Source organism: Streptomyces sp. NPDC055815, from assembly GCF_053616475.1.
On the sequence record NZ_JBSHDU010000011.1, the window covers coordinates 105,456 to 127,039 of the forward strand.

13 protein-coding genes and 4 pseudogenes are annotated in these 21,584 nt (G+C 70.8%); 12 read left to right on the plus strand and 5 right to left on the minus strand.

The features are described from left to right. Nucleotides 1–220 precede the first annotated feature (220 nt). Nucleotides 221–562: a YkvA family protein gene (locus tag ACWGN5_RS10650; RefSeq protein WP_453513334.1), complete on the plus strand. Its 342-nt coding sequence runs from the start codon at nt 221–223 to the stop codon at nt 560–562. Between the two features lie 117 nt (nt 563–679). Here the strand turns inward: ACWGN5_RS10650 and ACWGN5_RS10655 are convergent, their stop codons facing one another. Then, the gene (locus ACWGN5_RS10655) at nt 680–2,479 is read right to left on the minus strand and encodes an ATP-binding SpoIIE family protein phosphatase (protein WP_453513337.1); all 1,800 of its coding nucleotides are present in this window, start codon (nt 2,477–2,479) and stop codon (nt 680–682) included. Nucleotides 2,480–3,605: 1,126 nt separating this feature from the next. Beyond that, a pseudogene (gene dmpG / locus ACWGN5_RS10660) lies at nt 3,606–4,636 on the minus strand (4-hydroxy-2-oxovalerate aldolase). Between the two features lie 295 nt (nt 4,637–4,931). Here dmpG and ACWGN5_RS10665 point away from each other — a divergent pair. Genes ACWGN5_RS10665 through ACWGN5_RS10675 form a run of 3 tightly spaced genes read left to right on the plus strand, consistent with a single transcriptional unit; the run spans nt 4,932 to nt 12,302 of the window. After that, nucleotides 4,932–10,556, plus strand: coding sequence for a golvesin C-terminal-like domain-containing protein (locus tag ACWGN5_RS10665; protein ID WP_453513339.1), 5,625 nt, complete (start codon nt 4,932–4,934; stop codon nt 10,554–10,556). Beyond that, nucleotides 10,556–11,137 carry a hypothetical protein gene (locus tag ACWGN5_RS10670; RefSeq protein WP_453513340.1) on the plus strand — a complete coding sequence of 194 codons (582 nt, stop codon included), beginning with the start codon at nt 10,556–10,558 and terminating at the stop codon, nt 11,135–11,137. The genes ACWGN5_RS10665 and ACWGN5_RS10670 overlap by 1 nt, the downstream gene beginning before the upstream one ends. A gap of 43 nt (nt 11,138–11,180) precedes the next feature. Then, entirely contained in the window at nt 11,181–12,302 is a 1,122-nt protein-coding gene (locus ACWGN5_RS10675; RefSeq protein WP_453513343.1) for a hypothetical protein, read from the plus strand. Between the two features lie 167 nt (nt 12,303–12,469). Here ACWGN5_RS10675 and ACWGN5_RS10680 read toward each other — a convergent pair whose 3' ends face one another. Continuing rightward, the gene (locus tag ACWGN5_RS10680) at nt 12,470–12,670 is read right to left on the minus strand and encodes a DoxX family protein (RefSeq protein WP_453513344.1); all 201 of its coding nucleotides are present in this window, start codon (nt 12,668–12,670) and stop codon (nt 12,470–12,472) included. Nucleotides 12,671–12,680: 10 nt separating this feature from the next. Then, nucleotides 12,681–13,871, minus strand: a pseudogene (locus ACWGN5_RS10685) (acetoacetate--CoA ligase); the annotation flags it as partial. Nucleotides 13,872–14,021: 150 nt separating this feature from the next. Between ACWGN5_RS10685 and ACWGN5_RS10690 the strand changes: the two are divergent. The 4 genes from ACWGN5_RS10690 to ACWGN5_RS10705 all read left to right on the plus strand — a co-directional run bounded on the left by ACWGN5_RS10690 (nt 14,022) and on the right by ACWGN5_RS10705 (nt 19,119). Then, nucleotides 14,022–14,420 (plus strand): LysR substrate-binding domain-containing protein, encoded by a 399-nt coding sequence (locus ACWGN5_RS10690; protein WP_453513347.1) that lies wholly within the window; start codon nt 14,022–14,024, stop codon nt 14,418–14,420. Between the two features lie 395 nt (nt 14,421–14,815). Beyond that, entirely contained in the window at nt 14,816–16,243 is a 1,428-nt protein-coding gene (locus ACWGN5_RS10695; RefSeq protein WP_453513350.1) for a non-reducing end alpha-L-arabinofuranosidase family hydrolase, read from the plus strand. Nucleotides 16,244–16,339: 96 nt separating this feature from the next. Continuing rightward, nucleotides 16,340–17,986 carry a glycoside hydrolase family 27 protein gene (locus tag ACWGN5_RS10700; protein ID WP_453513352.1) on the plus strand — a complete coding sequence of 549 codons (1,647 nt, stop codon included), beginning with the start codon at nt 16,340–16,342 and terminating at the stop codon, nt 17,984–17,986. A gap of 26 nt (nt 17,987–18,012) precedes the next feature. After that, nucleotides 18,013–19,119: a ricin-type beta-trefoil lectin domain protein gene (locus ACWGN5_RS10705; RefSeq protein ID WP_453513355.1), complete on the plus strand. Its 1,107-nt coding sequence runs from the start codon at nt 18,013–18,015 to the stop codon at nt 19,117–19,119. A gap of 201 nt (nt 19,120–19,320) precedes the next feature. Here the strand turns inward: ACWGN5_RS10705 and ACWGN5_RS10710 are convergent. After that, nucleotides 19,321–19,488: pseudogene (locus tag ACWGN5_RS10710) on the minus strand (cupin domain-containing protein); the annotation flags it as partial. On the opposite strand from ACWGN5_RS10710, the pseudogene ACWGN5_RS10715 reads away from it, so the two are divergent. The 4 genes and pseudogenes from ACWGN5_RS10715 to ACWGN5_RS10730 all read left to right on the plus strand — a co-directional run. Next, nucleotides 19,488–19,593: pseudogene (locus ACWGN5_RS10715) on the plus strand (AraC family transcriptional regulator); the annotation flags it as partial. The pseudogenes ACWGN5_RS10710 and ACWGN5_RS10715 overlap by 1 nt on opposite strands. Before the next feature lie 392 nt (nt 19,594–19,985). Next, on the plus strand, nt 19,986–20,321 hold the full coding sequence (locus ACWGN5_RS10720) for a hypothetical protein (RefSeq protein WP_453513357.1): 336 nt from the start codon (nt 19,986–19,988) through the stop codon (nt 20,319–20,321). A gap of 169 nt (nt 20,322–20,490) precedes the next feature. Further along, nucleotides 20,491–20,835: an SCO0607 family lipoprotein gene (locus tag ACWGN5_RS10725; protein ID WP_453513358.1), complete on the plus strand. Its 345-nt coding sequence runs from the start codon at nt 20,491–20,493 to the stop codon at nt 20,833–20,835. Between the two features lie 564 nt (nt 20,836–21,399). Then, nucleotides 21,400–21,582, plus strand: coding sequence for an SflA family class IV lanthipeptide (locus ACWGN5_RS10730; RefSeq protein WP_453513360.1), 183 nt, complete (start codon nt 21,400–21,402; stop codon nt 21,580–21,582). The last annotated feature ends 2 nt before the right edge of the window (nt 21,583–21,584 follow it).

Here is a 21,584-nt window from a genome sequence, read left to right on the forward strand (position 1 = left end):
AGATAGGTACGTTGGCCGGTCCTGCCGCTCGAGTCGGGTGCTCCCGGCTCGATGGCACCGTCCGTGACGCTCCTGTTGCGACCCGGACACCGGGCGGCTTCGGCAGCGGCCGAGATCGGCCGCCGTGGCCGATGAGACCGGCCGGCGGGGCCTGCGTCGTAGCCTTGTAACCGCCGCGGACGACCGGCGCGGCCTGGACGTCACCGGGCAGGAGAGCAGTATGGACAGCCCCCTCTGGCTCATCGTGGCCGTCGTTCTCGTGCTCGTGGTGGCGGGATTCACGGTCGTTCTGCTCATCCGCGTCTTCCGGACTCGGAGGTTGCTGCTGGACGCCGGTGTCCCGTTGCAGTCCAAGGCCCTTTTCTGGGCGTCGGTGGTCTACACGGTCTCACCGATCGACCTGATCCCGGACCCGGTCTACTTGGACGACATCGGCGTGCTCCTGGTCGCCCTGCGGGTGTTGCACGCGGCTGCCGCCGGCAACGGGGTGGGACCCGACGGGCTGCCGGAGGGTTCGAAGGACGTGAGCAGCGGTCCGGCGAGGCTGCGGCCGCCTCAGTGAGGGTCGATTCCCGTGGAGGTCTGCGCCAGATCGTGCGGTGCGCCACCCGGTGCGGCTGCTGCATCCGGTGGCCGACGAGCGGCGTCGCTCTCGTCGCGCCGGCCCCGGTGTCCGTACTCAGGAGGGAAGATTCTGTTCCGCCCAGACCACCTTGCCGTTCACGGTGCGGCAGGAGCCCCATCGGCGGCACAGCATGTTGATGAGCTGGAGGCCTCGGCCGCCCTCGTCGCTGAGATCCGCGTGCTGGATCTGGGGCAGGTCGGGGCCTGTGTCCGAGACCTCCACGACGAGGCGGTCGCCACGCAGCAGCCGGAGTCTGCCTGGGCCGTTGCCGTAGCGCAGGGCGTTGCCGACGAGTTCGGAGACGACGAGTTCGAAGACGTCGCCGAGCTCGGTCAGATCCCATGCGGCAAGCTGGTCCGTGACCAGACTCCGGGCCACAGACGCCGCTCGCCCTTCTTGCGGCAACTGCCACTCGCGCACATCGGCCGGGCCTTCCGAGACGGCCGTCGCGACGAGGAGCACGGCCTCGTCGAAGCGGGCGGCGTCGGCAGGAGCGCACCCGATCAAGCCGCCGCCTTCGAGTACCTCGGGGGCCAGGCCGCGCGCCGCAGAGCGCAGACAGTCCAGCTGGTGGTCGATGTCCGTGTGGCGGGACTTGACGAAACCGTCCGTGTACATGACCAGCTTGCCGCCACTCGGTACTTTCAGACGGATCGGGTCGTACGGGATGACTCCCGCACCGAGCGGAGCGCCGACCGGTACGTCCACGAACTCGGCGGAGCCCTGTCCGTCGAGGAGCAGCGGCGGCAGGTGTCCGGCACTGGCCAGCGTGTACGTGGAGTCGGCCGGGTCGAACACGGCGCAGAGGAAGGTGGCGACCTGCTCGTCCTCCAGGTCACGGGTGGCGAGGTCCAGCCGGGCGAGAACGCGCTCCGGGGCCATGTCCAGGGTCATCAGCGTGCGCGCCACCGTCCGCAGACGCCCCATGGTGGCGGCCGCGGGCAACCCGTGGCCCATGACGTCGCCCACCATGAGGGCCGTACGTCCGCCGGGCAGGGCCATGACGTCGTACCAGTCCCCGCCCACGCCGTGGTGGGCCGTCGAGGGCGCGTACTCCGCCTGTACGCGCAGCCCGGGCGTCACTGGGGTCACGCGCGGCAGCAAAGCGCGTTGCAACGAGACGACGTGCTCACGCTCGCGTCCGTACAGCCGGGCGTTGTCAATGTAAACAGCGGCCTGGGAGGCCAGTTGTTCCGCCAGTGCGAGGTCGGTGGAGGAGAACGGTGGTGCTCCGGGGCCGCGGACGAAGTCCGCGCTGCCGAGCAGTAGCCCGCGGGCGATCAGCGGGACGGCGAGGTAGCTGTGCACTCCGGCGGCTCGCATCTTCGCCGCGGCGCTCTCCGTCGGTGCGACCTTGAGGAAGTCGTCTCTCCTCATGCGGCTCACCAGCACCGGCCTGCCCTGTCGCAGGCAGTAGCGGTGGAGCAGCGTCTCGTGCGCCTCCTCGGCGCGAGCAGTGGTCTCGCCTACCGGGGTCGGCTCGAGGGACGCCAGCTCCTCGACGGCGCACAGCGCGGTGGCCCGCATGATCGGGGCGCCCGCACCCGTCCACCGTGCGCCCTCCTCGCCCCGCAGGACGCTCTCCAGGATGTCGACAGCGGCGCCGTCGGCGAAGCGTGGCACGGTGAACTCGGCCAGCTCCTGGGCAGTGCGTTCCAGGTCGAGGGTGGTGCCGATCCTGGAACCGGCGGAGTTCAACCAGGCGAGCCGACCGCGTGTGGTGAGCCGGTCGAGGGGGACCTCGCCGCCGCTCCGGGCGAGCCGCCTGCGGGCACCGGCCGGGCCGTGCGCCGGAGCGCTCTTACCGGCCGAGGCGCGGCCGGGCACGCGTCGTCTCCCCTCGCCGCCGTTCACTCTTTCGACCTCCAGGCAGGAACTCGATCGTTGCTCGTGCCCAGCATGCACCTTTTTCCGGCCGATCGGCTGGCTCCGGGGCGAGAGCTTGTCCGGGACGGCGAGGAGAAGGGGAAGGCAGCGACCGTGTGGAGGCGCAGCCGCTGGACAGTAGCCTCCGGTCCTCGGGCTTCGGCTCACGGTGACCGAGATCCGGGCCGGTCCCGGACCGAGCACCTGGCCCGGGCCCGCCTGACTGCTCTTCCCCTGGTCACGTGGCGCGCGGTTCACGTACCACCATCACACCAAGAATCTGCTGGTCAGCTACTCGCAGAAGCAGCTCGGGTTCTTCTGAGCACCTCCGGCAGGGCGGGCCAGGAGGATCTCGGCGAGGTGGCCGAGATCGCGATGGCCGTATGCGCCGCGACCGGTCGTGAGTCCCGGGGGCCAGGAAGGCGGCGCTCGTACCGGGGGCGAGTTCGCCGGGGACCGCGGCGGTCGCGCACGCCGACACGATCGCGGCGAATCCGGCTGCACCGCCCAGCTGCTGGTGATCTGAGTCAGAGATTCGTCGGCAGTAGGCGGCGAACCTCTGACTCAGATCACTTGCCCACGGTTGGGTCCATCGATCTGCCGGCCTTCGACTCCGGCACTGGGTAGATCGCCTGGCGGCGAAGCCAGAGTCGACACTCCGGGGGAACAGATCGAGGAGTGGCCCGTTAACGAGAACTCGTCAGCACGCTCGGACGCGGGTGGTAGTGCCGGAGCTGGAGGCTTTGACTTCCAGGACCGTGTCGCTGCATGGTTCGCTGTCGCCATCCTCGCTGGCGAGGCCGCAGCACCGGTGCAGGACCTGTGGACCGGTGCGGTCGAGCAGGTCGCGTGCGAGACCGGCGAGCCTGTCAAGGACTGCAGGGTACAAACCAACGATGGCATCACCCTGGCACTCCAGGCTTTCAGAGGCTTCCGGGGCAGTCAGGAACGACCTTGAACAGGCTCTCCGGCGGCTGAGGAACAGCTCGGTCGGGTTCCGACATCGCCGCTCTCCAGCTCAACGCAAGACAGGCGTCCTGCCGAGTCCGTCCCTGGCATCGGTGACGCCGACTCCACCGAACGGCCACAGGTGATCGGCGCCGGTCTCTCCCGGTCAGCCGGCGGAGCCGGCCGCCGCGAGGTCGAGGGCGATGTCCGTGATCATGTCCTCCTGGCCGCCGACCATCTTGCGCCGGCCGACCTCGACGAGGATCGCGCGGGTGTCGAGGCCGTGCCGGCGGGCGGCGGCCTCTGCGTGGCGCAGGAAGCTGGAGTACACGCCCGCGTAGCCGAGGGTGAGGGTCTCGCGGTCGACGTGGACCTCGCGGTCCTGCAGGGGGCGTACGACGTCGTCGGCGGCGTCCATCAGGGGGAACAGGTCGCAGCCGTGCTCCCAGCCCATCAGGTCGGCGACTGCCATGAGCGCCTCCAGCGGGCAGTTCCCGGCTCCGGCGCCCTGGCCGGCGAGGGAGGCGTCGACGCGGGTGACGCCGTTCTCCACGGCGACGACGGAGTTGGCGACGCCCAGGCCGAGGTTGTGGTGGGCGTGCATGCCGATCCCGGTGTCCGGTTCGAGGACGTCGCGGTAGGCGCGGACGCGATCACGGACGCCGTCCATGGCCAGGCGGCCGCCGGAGTCGGTGACGTAGACGCATCCGGCTCCGTAGGACTCCATCAGCTGGGCCTGGCGGGCCAGTTCGGCGGGTTCGGCCATGTGGGACATCATCAGGAACCCGGCCACGTCCATGCCCAGGTCGCGGGCGGCCGCGATGTGCTGGGCGGAGATGTCGGCCTCGGTGCAGTGGGTGGCGACGCGGACGGAGCGGATGCCGAGGGCGCGGGCCTGCCGCAGGTCGTGCAGGGTGCCGATGCCGGGCAGGAGCAGCGTGGTGGGCACCGCGCGTGGTGGACGCTGTCGCAGACGGCTTCGATCCACTCCCAGTCGGTGTGGGCGCCGACGCCGTAGGTGATGCTGGAGCCGGCCAGGCCGTCGCCGTGGGCGATCTCGATGGCGGCCCCGGCGGCGTCCAGCGCGGTGGCGATGGTGCGGGCCTGGTCGACGGTGTAGCGGTGGCGTACGGCGTGCGGCAGGGGCGCCGGAGGTGGCCGAGCGGTTCGGCCAGGCGTCCGAGGGGACGGGACCATCCTCCATGCACAAGCGCCGGTCGGCACCCCTACACCGCCGCGCCCCTCACCAAGATCCGGACCATACGCTGTCCGTCACTCCCAAGGGGTGGCTTCGCGCGGCCTACCCGCCGTCAACAGGGGGCGCGACGACCATCGGACGGGTGACAGGAGGCGCTCTCATCGGGAGAGAACGGCCTCCGCCCCTCGGAAGCCCTTCAGCGTGCCGTCACTCAGCGCAACAATCCATCACCTACTGTGATCACTCCTGCCGTCCATACGAACCCCAGTCCGTATGTCGAAGGAGCGCGCACCCATGTCCCGGTTCCGGATCGCCTGCGTCGTCGCGTTCGTGCTGAGCCTGCTCGCGCCCGTCGCGGAGGCTGGCGTCGGCCACGCCGGTGCTTCCGCCTCTCCGATGCGGTCGACGTGGTCGAAGCGCTGGCAGCCCGAGCCGGGCCAGCACCGGGGACGGCTCGTTCCCTCCGACGTTCCCGTTCCGCACCGCGAGGCCGCGTACCACCCGCCTGCGCGAACGCCCGCCGGCGTGGGCCCGTCCCCGCGCTCCGGCGCGTCGGACGCGCTCGGCCTGGAGAAGTTCCGTCAGTACACCCAGGTACCGGTCGGAGCGGGCGCCGCCCTCATGGTCGAGGCGGCGACCGGAAACGCCGTGCTCGGCTGGAACGTCTTCGCCCATCCGTCTCTCGGACCGGCGGCGTTCCTCCGGGTGACGTACAACAGCCTCGACGCCCGGGGCAGCACAGCGGCCGGACCCGGTTGGTCGGTCGCGGCCGCCGGTCTGAGCCGGCTCGGCACTCCGCTGGCCTTCGGACGGGCCGAACGCGCCGCGGCGGCTCTGCCCTCGACGGTCCGGCTCGTCGACGGCGACGGTACCGGACACGTATTCCGGCTCGACCGCCACGGCAGCAAAGATCCGGCCGTCTGGGACTACGCGCACCCGCCGGGCGTCCACCTCCACCTCCAGCCCACCGGCAGCAAGGACCGGGCCCGGGCCTGGTCGTTCACCCGCCCCGACCGCACCCAGTTCTTCTACGCCGTGGACGGACGGCCCACCGCGATCGTCGACCGCAACGGCAACACCCTTCGGTTCGCGTACGGCACCGGTCGGGACCGCACGCTGCACCAGGTCCGGGACGCCTCCGGACGCGTGGTGCTGACACTCGATCACCTTCGGGCCGGCGACGCGTACGACTTTCTCCCCGCGGGGGCGCGTTCTGTACGCACGGGCCGTGTGGCGGATGGGAGTCCGCACGTCGGCCGCCTCCGCGCGGTCGTCGACGTCTCCGGCCGCCGCGTCGAGTTCCTCTACGACGCGCAGGGGCGCCTGGCCCGCGTCACCGACGCCGCGGGCACCGGCGCGGAACGCTCCCTGACCCTCGCCTACCTCACCCATCGAGACGGCGCCGGGCCCCTCCTGCGGCAGGTGTCGGACCCGCTCGGCCATCCCACGGAGCTCGCCTACACGCAACCGTCCGCCGCCCCCGCCCGAGTGCGCGGCGTCGCCGACCGACGCGGCAGCACGTCCCGATTCGCCTGGGAGGCCACGAAACAGGACGGCCGGGCTGTCTCCCCGGCGAGCACTGCCGGAACCATGACCGTCACCGACGCCGCCGGGCACCCGACCGCCTACACCGTGGACGGATTCGGACGACCGTTGCGCGCCCGCGACGCCAAGGGCGGCATCACTCGGCTCGGCTGGGACACCGACCACAACGTCGTCGAACAGCGCGAGCCCAACGGCGCACGCACGACGTGGACGTACGACCACGCCACCGGCTACCCGCTGACCATCACCGATCCCGTCGCCAACGCCGGCGACAAGTCCTCGACCGGCCTCAGCTACCGCACCGCGCTCGGCGGCCATGTCGCCGACCTGGTCGAGAAGGTGACTCCGGAGGGCCGGCGCTGGACGTTCGGCCACGACGCCGCGGGCAACCTCGTCCGGATTACCGACCCGCGCTGCAACGCGGAGGGCGGGAAACCGGACCGCTGCACCGCGCGCAACGTGTACGACGCGGCGGGCCGGCTGCTGGAGAGCGTGGACGCACGCCGCAGCAGCACCAGGTTCGCCGACCACGACCCGACGGGCTCGCCGCGGCGCATCATCGACGCCCTCGGCCACACCACATCGTTCCGGTACGACGCGGTCGGCAACGTCCTCTCCGTCACGGACGCGGCCGGGAGCACGAACACCTACGGCTACGACGTCCGCGGCCGCCCGCTGGAGACCCGGCAGCCCGTCGACCGGGAAGCCGGCCGTTACGCAGTAACCCCTCCCCCCGTCTACGACCGCAACGACAACGTGCTCCGTTCCACCTCGGCGAGCGGCGCCGTCACCACCCTGGAGTACGACTCCGGGGACCTCATGGTCTCCGCGCGGGAGCCCAAGGACCGGACGGAGGATCCCGAAAGGCTCACCACCTACGCGTACGACCCGGTCGGCAACCTGGTCCGCAGCACCTCGCCGAAGGGTGCCCTCACCCCCGGCCCCGACGACTTCACCACCCGCATCACCTACGACGAACTCCACCAGGTCGTCGAGCAGCGCGACGCGCTGGGGGGCCGGACCACCTTCCGTTACGACAGCGTCGGCAACACCGTCGCCCAGTGGGACCCGCGCACCAACACCCTGGAGGAGCCGCACGCGCCGACCACCCGCACCTCCTACGACCTCGCCCGCCGGGTCGTCGCCGTCACCGACGCGGCAGGGGCCACCTGGCGGCAGGTCCATGACCGGGACGGCCACGTCGTACGCACCATCGACGCGCTCGGCAACGAGACCGTCGCAACGCTCGACGCCCTCGGCGCCCCCGTCGAGGTCAAGGTGCCGCACCGGCGCGCAGCCGACGGCTCCGTCGAGCACCGCACGACCCGCTACGTCTACGACGAAGCCGGCAACCGTACGAAGGTCTACTCGCCCCGGGCCGTCGCGGAGGACAAAGAGAGCCTCGCCGAGGTCTCGGTGTTCGATGCCCTCGGCCGTCTGGCGGAGCGTCGCCTGCCCTACGACCCGTCGCACCCCCGGGTCGACCGCCCGGACGTCCTGACCTACGCGTACGACCCGGTCGGCCGTCTCGTCCGGACGGGCGCACCAGCGCCGCAGGGCGGCCCGTCCCTCGAGGAGACCGTCTTCACCCACTTCGACAACGGCTGGGTCCGGACGAGCACCGACCCGTGGCAGGTCCGGACGGAGTACGACTACGACCCGGTGGGCCACCAGACGAGCCGCAGGCTCACCGGGGACGGCGGCTCCTTCCGGGAGATGCACTGGCAGTACGCGGCCGACGGACGCATCCTGAGCCGTCGGGATCAGGGCGCGCCGGTCGGGTCGGACACGGTCCTCGTCGACGACGCCGATCTCGGCCGCACGACCGCCACCGGGGGCTGGGACCCGCAGGCCACCGGGGGCTGGGGCAACCGCTTCGTACGCCACGAGCCGGGCGCGGGCCACGCCGCCTTCGTCTGGAACGCCCTCATCCCGACCGCCGGTTCGTACGAGGTGTTCGCCCATGTGCCCGTCGGCGCGACGGCGGCACGCGCCACGTACACCGTCGAACACCAGGGCGGCACGGCCACGGTGACGGTGGACCAGAAGCAGGCTGCGGGGACCTGGGCATCGCTGGGCCGCTGGGCCTTCGACGAGGGGAAGCTCCGGCGCGTCACCCTCGCGGACGCACCCGACGACGCCGTGCTGGCCGACGCCGTCCGGCTCGTCCGTGACAACCCCGGTGTCGAGAAGGACCGGAAGGCGTTCCGCTACGACTACGACCCGGACGGCAACCTCGTCGCCATGCACGACTCCGGGCCCGGACCGGGGATCGTGAAGTACGCCGTCGCCCACGACGAACTGGGCCGCCCCACGACCGTCGGCGAGTACGCCTCCCCAAGCGATTCGGAGCCTCGCCACACCACCACGTACCGCTACGACCCCAACGGCAACCCGACCCGGCGGACGTACGACGCGGAGGAGTCGACGTTCGCGTATGACGAACGAGGCCTGCTCCGCACCGCCGTCACCACGCCCGAGCCCGGCGGGGGCAGCACCACCACGACAACCTTCGCCTGGGACCTCCTCGGGCGGCTGGGCCGGCAGGTCAAGGACAACGGCAACGTGCTGCGGCACACGTACCACCTCGACGGCCTCCCCCGGCTGATCGAGGAGGAAAAGTCCGGCGGCGCGCTCGTCGCACGCCACGAGCTCGAGTACACCCCCGACGGCCATCGCCGCCGCGACGCCGCACGCACCATGGACGCCGACGACCACGGCGCGTACCGCGACGTCACCTCGACGTTCGACTACGACCCGCGCAGCCGGATCGAGAAGGTCGTCAAGACCGGGGACGACGGGGAACGCACCGAGGAGTACCGCCACGACGCCCGCGGCAACGTGGTGCACCGGACGATCGACCGCCGAACCACCACCTTCCGCTACGACCGCGACCGGCTGGTCTCGGCGAGCGCGGACGGCGCCACGGCCTCGTACCACTACGACCCGTTCGGCCGCCTGAGCCGGGTGACGCAGGCCGGTCACGAGACCGAGAAGTACACGTACGACGGCTTCGACCGGCTGGTCCGGCACTACGCTCCCACCGGCGTCGGCCTGCAGACGTCCCGGACGGAGTACACCTACGACCCACTGGACCGGCGCGTCACCACCAAGGCGAGGGGGAAGACGACCGTCTCCCACTACGTCGGGCTGACCGACCGGCTGTTGTCGGAGGAGGTCGACGGCACCAAGCGCACCCGCTACGAGTACGGGCCGGGCGGCGAGCGCCTCTCCCAGACGAAGCCGAGGACCGAGGGCGGCACCGAGCAGGAGACGACGTACTTCGGCTACGGACCGCGCGGTGACGTCGAGACACTCACCGACGAATCCGGCGACACGAAGGCCACCTACGGTTACACGGCCTACGGGCAGAACGACGAGAAGTCCTTCACGGGCGTCGACCGCCCGGACCCGACACGACCCGACAAGGAGCCGTACAACGCCCACCGGTACAACGCCAAACGGTGGGACGCGCGCACCGGGACGTACGACATGGGCTTCCGCGACTACCGTCCGGAGCTGAACCAGTTCCTCTCCCGGGACATGTACAACGGAGCCCTGTCCGACCTCCGCCTGACCACCGATCCGTGGACGGCGAACCGCTACGCCCTCGCGGGCGGCAACCCCGTCAGCAACGTGGAGATCGACGGACACGACTTCTTCGACTTCCTGGCGGACGTCGGCGAGATCGCCCTGGACACCCTGGAACTCGCCACCGACGTCGGGGAGGGCCTGCTGGGCGGCGCCGCCGTGGTGGGTGGCGGCCTGTTGATCGCGGGCGGCATGGCGGCCTGCGGCCTGAGCGTGCCCCTGCTCGCCACCGGCGTCGGGGCGCCGGTGACGGCGGGGTCGTGCGCCGCCGGTGCGGGCGGCGCGGCCGCCGGTGTCGGTATCGCGGGCATCGGGTTCGGCATGGTGATGCACGGCGGGTCCGAGTTCGGCTCCGACCTCAACCGCATGCTGTCGGATTCGAGGAGCCCGGGCGGCGGGGGCGGCAGGAGCGAACTGTTCCCCAACCGGATGGGGAATCTCGACGAGGAGCTGGCCACCGCCGAACGCCTCGGTGTACGCCCCGTCTCCCCCGGGACCCAAGGCTTCGACGAGCTCGTCCAGAGCGGCGAGCAGCTGAAATGGGCTGTGCTGGAGGATGGTCGCCTCGTCGCCATGCCGAAGTTCGCCCAGGGCCAGGAGATCTCGCACACGGTCCTCAGCGGAGGGGCGCCGGTGCGCGCGGCGGGAGAGGCGAGCATCGCCGGTTCGCGCGGCCAGTACTTCGGACTCGACATCACCAACCACAGCGGTCACTTCCAGCCGTCGATCGAAAGCCTGGAGATCGGCAAAGAGGCGTTCCGGAAGTTCGGGGTGGAATTCTGATGACCATGGCTCTGGGCATGCGCGAACTGAACGATCTCGAACCCTGGGAACTGACCGGGCGGCTCGGATCCGGGGAACGGATCGCGGTCGCCGGATCGCCGCACGAGCCGAGCTCCCTCACGAACGACTGGCTGGCCCTGATCTGGACGCTCACGCGGCGCGCGGTCGCGCACGCCGAGACGCGCGACGGAACGGACGTCCGCGACTACGCGATCGCGGTCGACCTTCTCCTGGACCGGGCCGAGGCATCGGGGGCGGTTCCGCACGACGAATGCCTCGTCCGCCGGCTGAACCTCACGTCGCTGCTGCTGCGGCTGCGCCCCGGGGACCTGACGCCCGGCGTCCGGCTCCTCGATCCCCAGCGCGCCGCCCGGACCTTTCTGGAGGAGGCGGGGATGGCGCTGTCCGAGGCGCGGTCCTCGGCGCGGGACTGGCGGGCGCGCTCGATGCCCGAGATCCGCGCGCTGCGACGGCTGAAGAACCTCCTCGGACCGATCGCCGACCTCCATCCGCGGATGAAGCCCGGACCGCTCGGTGAGGAGGTCGGCGCGTGGCTGGCACTGCTGCCGGAACTGCCGTGAGGAGATCACCGTGACGCGGCAACTGACACGAAGGAGGCGGAGCATGACAAGACGAACTGTTCGAGCGGCCCTACTGATCGGCATCATCGCGGCCGGGGCCGGCGCGACGGATACGGCCGGCGCGACGAGCGGGGCGGGCGGGATGGCGGACCGGGTACCGGCCGCCGTCGGCGGACCGATTCACGGGACAGCCCATTTCGCTGCCGCCGTCGACCAGGGACAGCGGCAGGTCTATGTCAGCACGGGCCCGTCCGACTCCGAGATCGACGTCTACGGGTACGACGGCCGGCTGCGGCAGACCGTGGAGCACCTGCCCGGGGCCTCCGGCCTCGTCCTGAGCGAGGACGGCTCGACGCTCTACGTGGCGCTCGCCGCCGCCGACACCATCGTCGCCCTCGACACCGCCACTCTCACCGAGAAGGCGCGCCACCCGACCGGTTCCCACACCTGTCCGACCCATCTCGTCCGCACCGGTACCGATGTCTGGTTCGGCTACGGATGCGACGCCTGGACGGGCGCGATCGGCCGGCTGGACGACACGCGACAGCCCGCGAAGGTGACGCTCGACCAGCAGGTTCCGCCCGAGGACCTCGCCACGGACCCGCAGAGATTCGAGCGGGCCCCGCTCCTCGCGACGAGCCGGCCGACGGCCGGGGCAGCGACGTCGGCGACCCTCGTCGCGAGCCAGCCCCACATCAGCCCGGTGAACATCCGGGTCTACGAGATGAAGGACGGCGCCCTCGTCCCGGGCGTCCGCGAGGACCGGGGCGGCAGCAACCTCACGGACCTCGCGGTGAGCCCCGGAGGGACGACGCTCTACACGGCCGCCGGATCGCAGGACCGCGTCGACGGCTTCGCGACCGCAGACCTGTCCGGCAAGGGGGTGTGGCACACCGGGCAGGCACCGACAGCGGTGGCCGCCTCCCCCGATGGCACCTACCTCGCGAGCGGCACGCACATCGCCCGGGTCAACGGCGCCTCGGTCGTCCTCCATCCTCTGGTCAACGGCGCACGAGCGGTCCACTACCGGGTCCCCCGCGACCACCGGCTCGCCGACCGCGGACTGTCCTGGTCCGCGGACGGCACGGTCCTGGCCATGGTCTCTTACGACGCCGAGGCGGATCGGGCCACCCTCTCGGTCGTCGAACCGAAAAGAGGCGCCTGAGCTGAGCTTTCGCCCGTCAGGCGCCTCGCGCTGCCGAAGCGGTCGCCGGCCGTCCAGTCCTCGCGGGCCTTGCGGATCTCGCAGTCGGTGCGGCCGACGAAGTTCCCACACGCGTGAGTCCTCAGGCATCGACGGGCCCCACGCGAAACGGCGCACGCTGCGGGCCGTCAGCCGGTACCGATCGCCACCCCGGCGTACGCCACCGCCGTCAGGGCCAGGACGGCGGCGGGCAGGGTCCGCACGGGCGGGTCGCCGTGGCGCAGGTGGACCACTGCGGCCGCCGTCATCAGCAGTGCCGGCCCGATGGCGGCGGCCACCCCGATGGGGCCGGAAGCCAGTCCGAGTACGAGCCCGACGGCTCCAGCCACTGCGCGGCTGTCATGTCGACCGGCCCCGGCGTTCGGCGCCCAGGCGGGCGAAGTAGTCGATGAGGTCGGGGGCGTCCACGGCTGCCGGGGTGACGACCTGCTCGACCGGGGCACCCTGAAGGAGGCGCTTGACGGGGACTTCGAGCTTCTTGCCGGTCCGGGTGTGCGGGATGCCGGGGACTTCCAGGATCTCGTCGGGGACGTGGCGGGGTGAAGCACCCGTCCGGATCGCCTCCTTGATCTTCTCGCGGAGCGGATCGTCCAGGGTCGCGTCGGCTGCGAGGACCACGAACAGCGGCATCCAGTAGCCGCCGTCGGGTTCTTCCGCGCCGATGACGAGGGCCTCGGTGATCTCGGGGAGGCGTTCGACGACGTCGTGGATGTCGGCGCTGCCCAGGCGTACGCCGTTGCGGTTCAAGGTGCTGTCGGAGCGGCCGTGGACGATCACGGAGCCGTGTCCGGTGACGGTGATCCAGTCGCCGTGCCGCCACACGCCGGGGTGGGAGGAGAAGTAGGCGTCGCGGTAGCGGGTTCCGTCGGGGTCGTTCCAGAAGTACAGCGGCATGGACGGCATCGGGCGGGTGACGACCAGCTCCCCGACCTGGTCCACGATCGGGACGCCCTCGGCGTCGTACGCGGCCAGGGCCACGCCGAGGTGGGGTGCTGAGAGCTCTCCTGCCCAGACCGGTGTGGTGGGGGCGCTGCCGGCGAAGCCGGAGACGACGTCCGTGCCGCCGCTGACGGAGGCGAGCAGGACGTGGTCGCCGACGTGGTGGCGGACCCAGGGGTAGGCGGAGGCCGGCAGGGCGGAGCCGGTGCAGCCGACTACGCGGATCGAGGACAGGTCGTGCGCCGAGGGGTCGATGCCGTACTTGGCCATGCCCAGCAGGTACTGGGGGCTGGTGCCGAAGACGGTCACCCGGTGGCGCGCGGCCAGCTCCCACAGGACGTCGAGCGTGGCGAAGGGGGCCGGGCTGCCGTCATAGGTGCACGTGGTGGCGCCGGTGAGCAGCGTGGAGGCGACCAGGTTCCACATCATCCAGTGGGTGGTGGTGTACCACAGCAGGCGGTCGCCGGGGCCGAGGTCGGAGTGCAGGCCGAGGGTCTTGAGGTGTTCGAGCAGGACGCCGCCGTGGCCGTGGACGATGCCCTTGGGCAGGCCGGTGGTGCCGGAGGAGAACACGACCCACAGCGGGTGGTCGATGCTGCACGCCGGGGAGGTGGAGCAGGGGCTGCTCTGGGACTACGAATGGAACCGCCTCGACGATCCGGCGCTTGCCGTCACCCACCTCCTTGACGACCCCACGGTGCTGGTCGTCCCCGCCGACTCCCCCTGCGCACGCGTCCCTCCGTGCGCCTCGGCGATCTCGCCGACCAGGAGTGGATCATCCGCGCCGACAACCATCCCGTCGCCGACGTCCTGCGCCGAAGCTGCCGCCAGGCGGGATTCGAACCGCGCATCGCCTACTCGTCGCACGACTACCAAGAGGCGCAGGCCATGGTCGCCGCCGGTCTCGGCATCGCGCTCGCACCCCGTCTGGCTCTCACCAGCCGACGCAGTGACGTACGCCTCCTGCCGTTCGCCTCCGACGTCCCGGCCCCCACCCGCCGCATCCTCCTCGCACGCGCCGCGGCACGCCCCGCCACCCCACCGGCCCAGGCGATGGCCCGCGTCCTGCGCACGGTGGCGCAGCGATTCACCGCCCCAGACCTGCACCGGGCCCAGTTGGGGGCGGTCCGGCGGGGCTGACGGTGCGGCCACGCGCTGCGCCTCCAGGCAGCGGTTCGCAGGCGGTGGCCGACCACCGCGAACGCCTGGCGGAACCCCGGGGGCCGGACCGCCCCCGCGCCTCGAACAACCGATATACCGAACAGGCCGAATTACCGGTCACGGTTGGCGCGCATGTCAACGGCACCCACTCCGTATGCGGGTCAACGTGTGTGACGGCCAGGCTATTTCGCTCTTCGGGTCGCGCGCGCCGGAACGAAACTCGTCGGAAACATTGACGGAGCCTCAGCCCGAAATCTATTTTCTGGTCGAACTGTCGCACATCGTTCGAGATTTCGAACAATCAGGCCCCTCGTTGCAGTGATCGACCCCCCGACTCGTCGGGGCCCGCCGGATGCTTCGAACGGAAGGTCACCATGCTCAGACGCCATCTCCACCGCGGACACCGGTCTCCGGCGCTCCCCGCCGTGCTCGCGACCCTGGTCGCGTTGGCGGCGATGCTCGTCGCCGGCCCGGCCCACGCCGCCACCAGCGGCGCCTTACGCGGTGTCGGTTCCGGCCGGTGTCTCGATGTGCCGGGCGCCGGCCAGGCCGACGGCACGAACCTGCAGATCTGGGACTGCCACGGCGGAACCAACCAGCGGTGGACGTCGACGGACGACAACCGGCTGACCGTGTACGGCGACAAGTGCCTGGATGTTCCGGGCCACGCCACCACGGCCGGGACACGGCCGGTGATCTGGAGCTGCAACGGCGGTACGAACCAGCAGTGGCGGGTCAACGCCGACGGCACGATCGTCGCCGTGGAGTCCGGGCTGTGCCTGGACGTGTCGGGCGGCGGCACGGCCAACGGCACCGCGGTGCAGCTGTGGGACTGCAACGGCGGCGACAACCAGAAGTGGACCGGCCTGTCCGAGCCGGGCAACACGTGTGCTCTTCCGTCGACGTACCGCTGGACCTCGACAGGTCCGCTGGCGCAGCCGGCGCACGGGTGGGTCGCGCTGAAGGACTTCACCACCGTGCCGTACAACGGCCAGAACCTGGTCTACGCGACCACCTCCGACGGTTCGTCGTGGGGCACGATGGCGTTCCGTCCCTTCACGAACTGGTCGGACATGGCGACGGCCACTCAGACCGGGATGAACCAGGGATCGGCGGTGGCGCCCAAACTGTTCTACTTCGCGCCCAAGAACATCTGGGTACTGGCCTCGAACGGGTGGGGTACCGCCTGGCCCTTCAGCTACCGCACGTCCAGCGATCCCACCGATCCCAACGGCTGGTCCGCCCCGCAGCCGCTGTTCACCGGCAGCCTCCCCGAGTCCGGCCCCATCGACCCGACCCTGATCGCCGACGACCGGAACATGCACCTGTTCTTCGCCGATGACAACGGCAAGATCTACAAGTCGACCATGCCGATCGGGAACTTCCCGGGCACCTTCGGCTCGTCGTACACGACCGTCATGAGCGACACGGCGAAGAACCTGTTCGAAGGGCCGGAGGTCTACAAGCTCCAGGGCCAGAACCAGTACCTCATGATCGTCGAGGCTCGCGGGGCGAATGAGCACCGCTACTTCCGCTCGTTCACCGCCTCAAGCCTGAACGGCCCGTGGACCGTCCAGGCCGGCACCGAGAGCAACCCCTTCGCAGGCAAGGCCAACAGCGGTGCCTCCTGGACCAACGACATCAGCCACGGTGACCTGGTCCGCGTCAACCCCGACCAGACCATGACCGTCGACCCCTGCAACCTGCAGTTCCTCTACCAGGGCTACGACCCCGCCACACCGCAGGGCATCCCTTACCAGCGACTGCCGAACCGGCCGGGCCTGCTCACCCTGCAGCGCTGACGCGCGCGCCTGGTCAGCAGCACAGTGCCCCGCTTCCTCCCCCACCGATCCGGCCCACGCAGCGGCTTGCGCTGCGCGGGCCAGGAAGGAATCCTGATGGCTCCCCCGCACCGACGGTTATGGCATCTCCTCGCGGCCACCGCGCTGACGCTCACCGCCTGCGTCACCGCCTCCGCCCGCACGACCGCCGAGGCCGCGCCGGGCAGCCCGGCGCTCACCCCACCGATGGGCTGGAACAGCTGGAACAGCTTCGGATGCGGGATCACCGAGGCGCAGGTCCGCCAGGCCGCCGACACGATGGTGTCCTCGGGTATGAAGGACGCCGGTTACCAGTACGTCGTCGTCGACGACTGCTGGTTCGACCCGCAGCGCGACGCGGCGGGCAACCTCCGGGCCAACCCGACCACGTTCCCCAGCGGCATGAAGGCGCTCGGGGACTACATCCACGGCAAGGGCCTGAAGTTCGGCATCTACCAGGCGCCCAACGAGCGCACGTGCGCGCAGGGCGTGGGGACGTACCCAGGCTCCACCGGCAGCAAGGGGCACGAGGCCCAGGACGCCGCCACGTTCGCCTCATGGGGCGTGGACTACCTCAAGTACGACTGGTGTTCCGGCAGTGGCACGCTCGGCGAGCAGGTCGATCGGTTCACCCTCATGCGCGACGCCCTGCGCGCCACCGGCCGGCCGATCGTGTACAGCATCAACCCCAACAGCTTCCACGCCCCCACCGGCGACAAGTTCGACTGGGGCGAGGTCGCCGACCTGTGGCGGACGACCGAGGACCTGCTCGACATCTGGCAGAACGACAACACCAACAGCTACCCGATGGGCGTGGGCAACGTCCTGGACATCACCGCGCCGCTGGCGGCGCAGTCCGGCCCCGGACACTGGAACGACCCCGACATGCTGGTCGTCGGCCGCCCCGGCCTGTCACTGACCGAGTCCCGCACCCACTTCGCCCTGTGGTCGCTGATGGGCGCCCCGCTCATGGCCGGCAACGACATCCGTACGATGTCCGCCGACGTGAGCGCCATCCTGCGCAACCCGCGTCTCCTCGCGGTGAACCAGGACCGGCTGGGCGCGGGCGGACGCAGGGTGCGCGACGACGGCAGCACCGAGGTGTTCGCCAAGCCCCTGGCCGACGGCTCGGTCGCCGTGGGCCTGTTCAACAGGGGCGGGAGCACCGCGACCGTCACCACCACGGCCACGCAAGTCGGCCTGTCCGGCGGGCAGTTCACCCTGACCGACCTGTGGACCGGCGGTACGTCGAGCACGTCCGGGCAGATATCGGCGAGCGTCCCCGCGCACGGCGTCGCCGTCTTCCGGGTGAGCGGCGGCAGCCCGATCGCCGCCACCACCGCACGCCTGCGCGGTACCGGATCAGGCCGCTGCCTGGACGTGGACCGCGCCTCCACCGCGGCTGGGACGCAGGCGCTGATCTGGGACTGCCACAGCGCCGCCAACCAACTCTGGACCACGTGGGCGGGAGGCGAGATCCGCGTCTACGGCGACAAGTGCCTGGACGCCTCCGGCCAGGGCACCACCAACGGCACGCCGGTCATCATCTGGCCCTGCAACGGCCAGAACAACCAGAAATGGACCACGCAAGCCGACGGGTCGATGCGCAACGTCCACGCCGGTTTGTGCCTCGACGCGAACGGGGCCGGCACCGCCAACGGAACCCCCGTCGTCCTCTGGACCTGCAACGGCCAGAGCAACCAGAAGTGGACCACGCTCCCGTGACGCGCCACCCCGAGAAAGGGAACCCCATGAGAAGGTCCTGGATCCGCCCCCTGGTCGCGCTCCTCGCGGCCGCGCTCGCGGTGACAGCGGCAGGGGCGGCCCCCGCGTCCGCCGCCTCCGACACGCCCTTGCGGGTCATGCCGTTGGGCGACTCGATCACCTGGGGCGTGGGAAGCGGTACGGGCAACGGCTACCGGGCGCCGCTGTGGGACGGGCTCGCGGCGGACGGCCACCCGGTGGACTTCGTGGGCACGGGACGGGCCGGTTCGATGTCCGACCCCGACAACGAAGGCCACTCCGGATACCGCATCGACCAGATCGCCGCACTCGCCGACGCCGCGCTGACCCGCTACCGGCCCAACGTAGTGACGCTCCACATCGGCACCAACGACCTCCAAGGGGCCTCCGAGGTCGACACCGCCATCGCCCGGCTGAAGTCGCTGGTCAACCAGATCACCGCCGACGTCCCCGACGCAACCGTCCTCGTCGCCTCCCTGGTCGTGTCCACGAGCAGCTCTGAGGAGCGGTTCCGGGGCACGTACAACCAGGCCACGCGGCACATCGTCAGCGACGCACAGGCCGCGGGCAAACACGTCGCGTTCGTCGACATGAGCAGCCTGACCACGGCCGACCTGGCCGACCCCCTGCATCCCAACGACGCGGGCTACCGGAAGATGGCCGACGCCTTCCACCGCGGCGTCCAGGCCGCGGACAGCGCCGGCTGGCTGAGGAACCCCGCCCCCGCCCCCGCGCGCGTACAGTCCGGCATCGCCGGCAAGTGCCTGGACGTCAGCGGCGCCGGCACCGCCGACGGGACCGCCGTCCAGACATGGAGCTGCGGCAGCGGCGCCAACCAGATCTGGTCCGCCTACACCGACGGCACCCTGCGCTCCCTGGGCAAGTGCCTCGACGCCGCCGGCTGGGGCACCACCAACGGCACCAAGGTGCAGATCTGGGCCTGCCACGGAGGCGCCAACCAGATGTGGCAGCCCTACAACGGCGGCTACCGCAACCCCGCCTCCGGCCGCTGCCTCGACGTCCCGGGCTCCTCCACCGCCGACGGCACGCAGCTCCAGCTGTGGGACTGCCACGGCGGCTCCAACCAGAAGTGGACCCCACTGACCGCCGGATGACCGCCGGATGACCGCCGCTCCCGGGATCCGAACCCCGTTCTGGGCTCAGATCCCGGGAGAACGTCGGTGGGGCGGTGAAGCGCGGTGGGTGGACGGTGACCGCAGGTTCGCGCGCGTTATGGTTTCGCAGCCGTTGATCTCGCCGAAGCGGTCACTGGTCATCCATTCGTCGCGCGTGCTTGTCGGTTCAGGCGTCGGGGGATGTCCGGTCGTTGAGTCCATCTGGTCCGGGACCTCGTCGTGGCGATCACCCACGGTCAGTGTCCCGGTGGGCTCGACCATGAGGATTGCGGCGCCGGACAGGGAGTGCGGCTTGTGTTCCGCGCCTCGGGGGACGGTGAAGACCGCCCTCTGTGTGAGGAGGACCGGGAGTCGCCGGTCTGGAAACGGCCGACGCGGCGGACACCTTGTTCGTCCCCAACCGCCCCGACATCGCGGTGCCCCGCCGTACTCGATGCCGTCAGACGGGCGCACGTGGCAATTGCCTCACAGGGGCACGATGGGCCCGCGCCCGACTGCAACGACGTCGATCCCGAGCGGGCCGGGAACACGCCGTCTGGCACGTCAAGGACGCCCCGGGCCCACCGCACCTACAAGGTCGGCTCCGGCCGCGCCAGGAGGGCAGCACCGGAGCGGCACCCGTCGGGCTGAAGCGATCTCGGTCCGGGAGCCCCGTGCCGTCTCGCTGACCGTCCCACCGGAGCCCCTCTGCGTCCGGACGGTGGACCACCATGCTGACCTTGTGTGTCCGGCACCGGTCTGACCTGGCACAACAGTAGGCTGACTGTCACCGTGATGACCGAGGTCGGCAGGAGACCCCGCACCGGCCGGCATGAGTCGAGGAGCCGATGCAGCGACGGCGGGCAGTGTCCCCCGAAAAGCGGTACGAGCAGCTGGTCGCGCAGTTCGCGGAGGTGGACGGGGTAACCGTCCCTGGCGACGAGCCTGGACGGGAGGGGAAGTTCGGCGCTGCTGCCCTCAAGGTGGGCGGGAAGATCTTCGCGATGCTCGCGCAGGGCCGCCTGGTGGTGAAGCTCCCGCGGGCCCGGGTCGACGAGCTGGTGGACGCCGGTCACGGCGAGCGCTTCGACCCGGGGCACGGTCGGCTCATGCGCGAGTGGTTCAGCCTGGACCCCGACTCCGAGCTCGGCTGGGACGCACTGGCCCGTGAGGCCCTGCACTTCGTGAACCCTGCCCACTGAGCAGTAGAAAGAGGGCCTCGCGGAGCACCTGGTAGAGCTCGCGCGCGCCGGTCCTGCGGACGGCTGCGGCAGGTTGAGCATCCATGCGGGCGCCTATGAGTACACGTACTCAGGGCTTGGCGGCTTCCCGGCGACGAGAGTGGGGCAGACCGAACGACTGGAGACGATCATGCACGTGCCCCGCAGGACGAACCGCGCCGCCACCGCCGCCCGACCCAAGACGTCGCGTCTGGCCGCTGCCGCTCTCGCGAGCGCGGCCGCATTCGTGGCCCTCACCGGATGCGCCGGCCTCGAGTACAAGGAGGACATCTGTAGCAGCGGCGAGTACCCCGTCATGTCCGTGGGCGATACCGGCTCCGCCTGCGTTCCGGACAAGCAAGAGCCCCCCGCGGGATTCGTGCGCTACCCGGAGGGCAAGGTGCCCCAGCAGGTCGACGACAAGTGGGACGTGTACTGGAACACGCACACGGTCGACAAGGACGGCAACATCATCGACGCCCCGGACGCGGGCTGACACGGACAGCCCGAACTCCGACCGGCTTCCCGACCTGGGGAATTCGTCGTTGTACGCGGAGACGGCGTCCGGTCGGGACCCCGGGTCGCGCCAGGGAGCGAGGTCGGCACAAGGCTGTCGGTCGTCAGGGCGCAGTCGACCCGCTGGACGGAGACGCCGGCCTTGCGCTCACGAGTGCTCACGCTCCAGGACACGGCGCTTCACTCGTGCCGCCCGATGACGACACATGGGGCTGGATCCCGAGCATCAGTGCCTCGCTCTCGTCTCGCGCGCCCCCGACGCCAAGGGCCCACCCCCGGCCATCAGCCGTTCGGTCCCGGTGCCGAAGGCTCAGGTGCGTCCGCTGCGTCTGAGGGCTGCCCGGGGCTGGGCGAGGGTGAGTTCTGCAGCCTTCGCCGGGGTCGGCGCCGAGGCGGCAGTTCTCTAGAGCAGTCCCACCTGACCCCTTGTCAGCGAGTCCACCCCTCCCTACCTTGGTTCAGCGAGTCCCTGGCCCGGCGGGTCCACCGACCCACGTCGGCCATTACCTGCTCCTCAGCGCACGACACACCATGGAGGCGTCACATGCCCTTAGCCGTGCCGGATCTTCTGGAAACCGACGGATTTCGCGACGCGGGTCCGCTGGAGATCGACGACGAGGCGATCGTGTTCGAGGACGACGACCGCAGCGACCGCGAATACTCGGCGTGTCTCTCCGACCCCTGGGTGACCGCCACCACGCGCTTCGCCTGTGACCTGAACTCGTAGCG

What these genes read in the sequence shown, in the direction of transcription:
- ACWGN5_RS10705 (WP_453513355.1), top strand. Translation starts at nt 18,013, where the DNA reads ATGAGAAGGTCCTGGATCCGCCCCCTGGTCGCGCTCCTCGCGGCCGCG.
- ACWGN5_RS10670 (WP_453513340.1), top strand. Translation starts at nt 10,556, where the DNA reads ATGACCATGGCTCTGGGCATGCGCGAACTGAACGATCTCGAACCCTGG.
- ACWGN5_RS10730 (WP_453513360.1), top strand. Translation starts at nt 21,400, where the DNA reads ATGCCCTTAGCCGTGCCGGATCTTCTGGAAACCGACGGATTTCGCGAC.
- ACWGN5_RS10700 (WP_453513352.1), top strand. Translation starts at nt 16,340, where the DNA reads ATGGCTCCCCCGCACCGACGGTTATGGCATCTCCTCGCGGCCACCGCG.
- ACWGN5_RS10650 (WP_453513334.1), top strand. Translation starts at nt 221, where the DNA reads ATGGACAGCCCCCTCTGGCTCATCGTGGCCGTCGTTCTCGTGCTCGTG.
- ACWGN5_RS10695 (WP_453513350.1), top strand. Translation starts at nt 14,816, where the DNA reads ATGCTCAGACGCCATCTCCACCGCGGACACCGGTCTCCGGCGCTCCCC.
- ACWGN5_RS10725 (WP_453513358.1), top strand. Translation starts at nt 20,491, where the DNA reads ATGCACGTGCCCCGCAGGACGAACCGCGCCGCCACCGCCGCCCGACCC.
- ACWGN5_RS10665 (WP_453513339.1), top strand. Translation starts at nt 4,932, where the DNA reads ATGTCCCGGTTCCGGATCGCCTGCGTCGTCGCGTTCGTGCTGAGCCTG.
- ACWGN5_RS10675 (WP_453513343.1), top strand. Translation starts at nt 11,181, where the DNA reads ATGACAAGACGAACTGTTCGAGCGGCCCTACTGATCGGCATCATCGCG.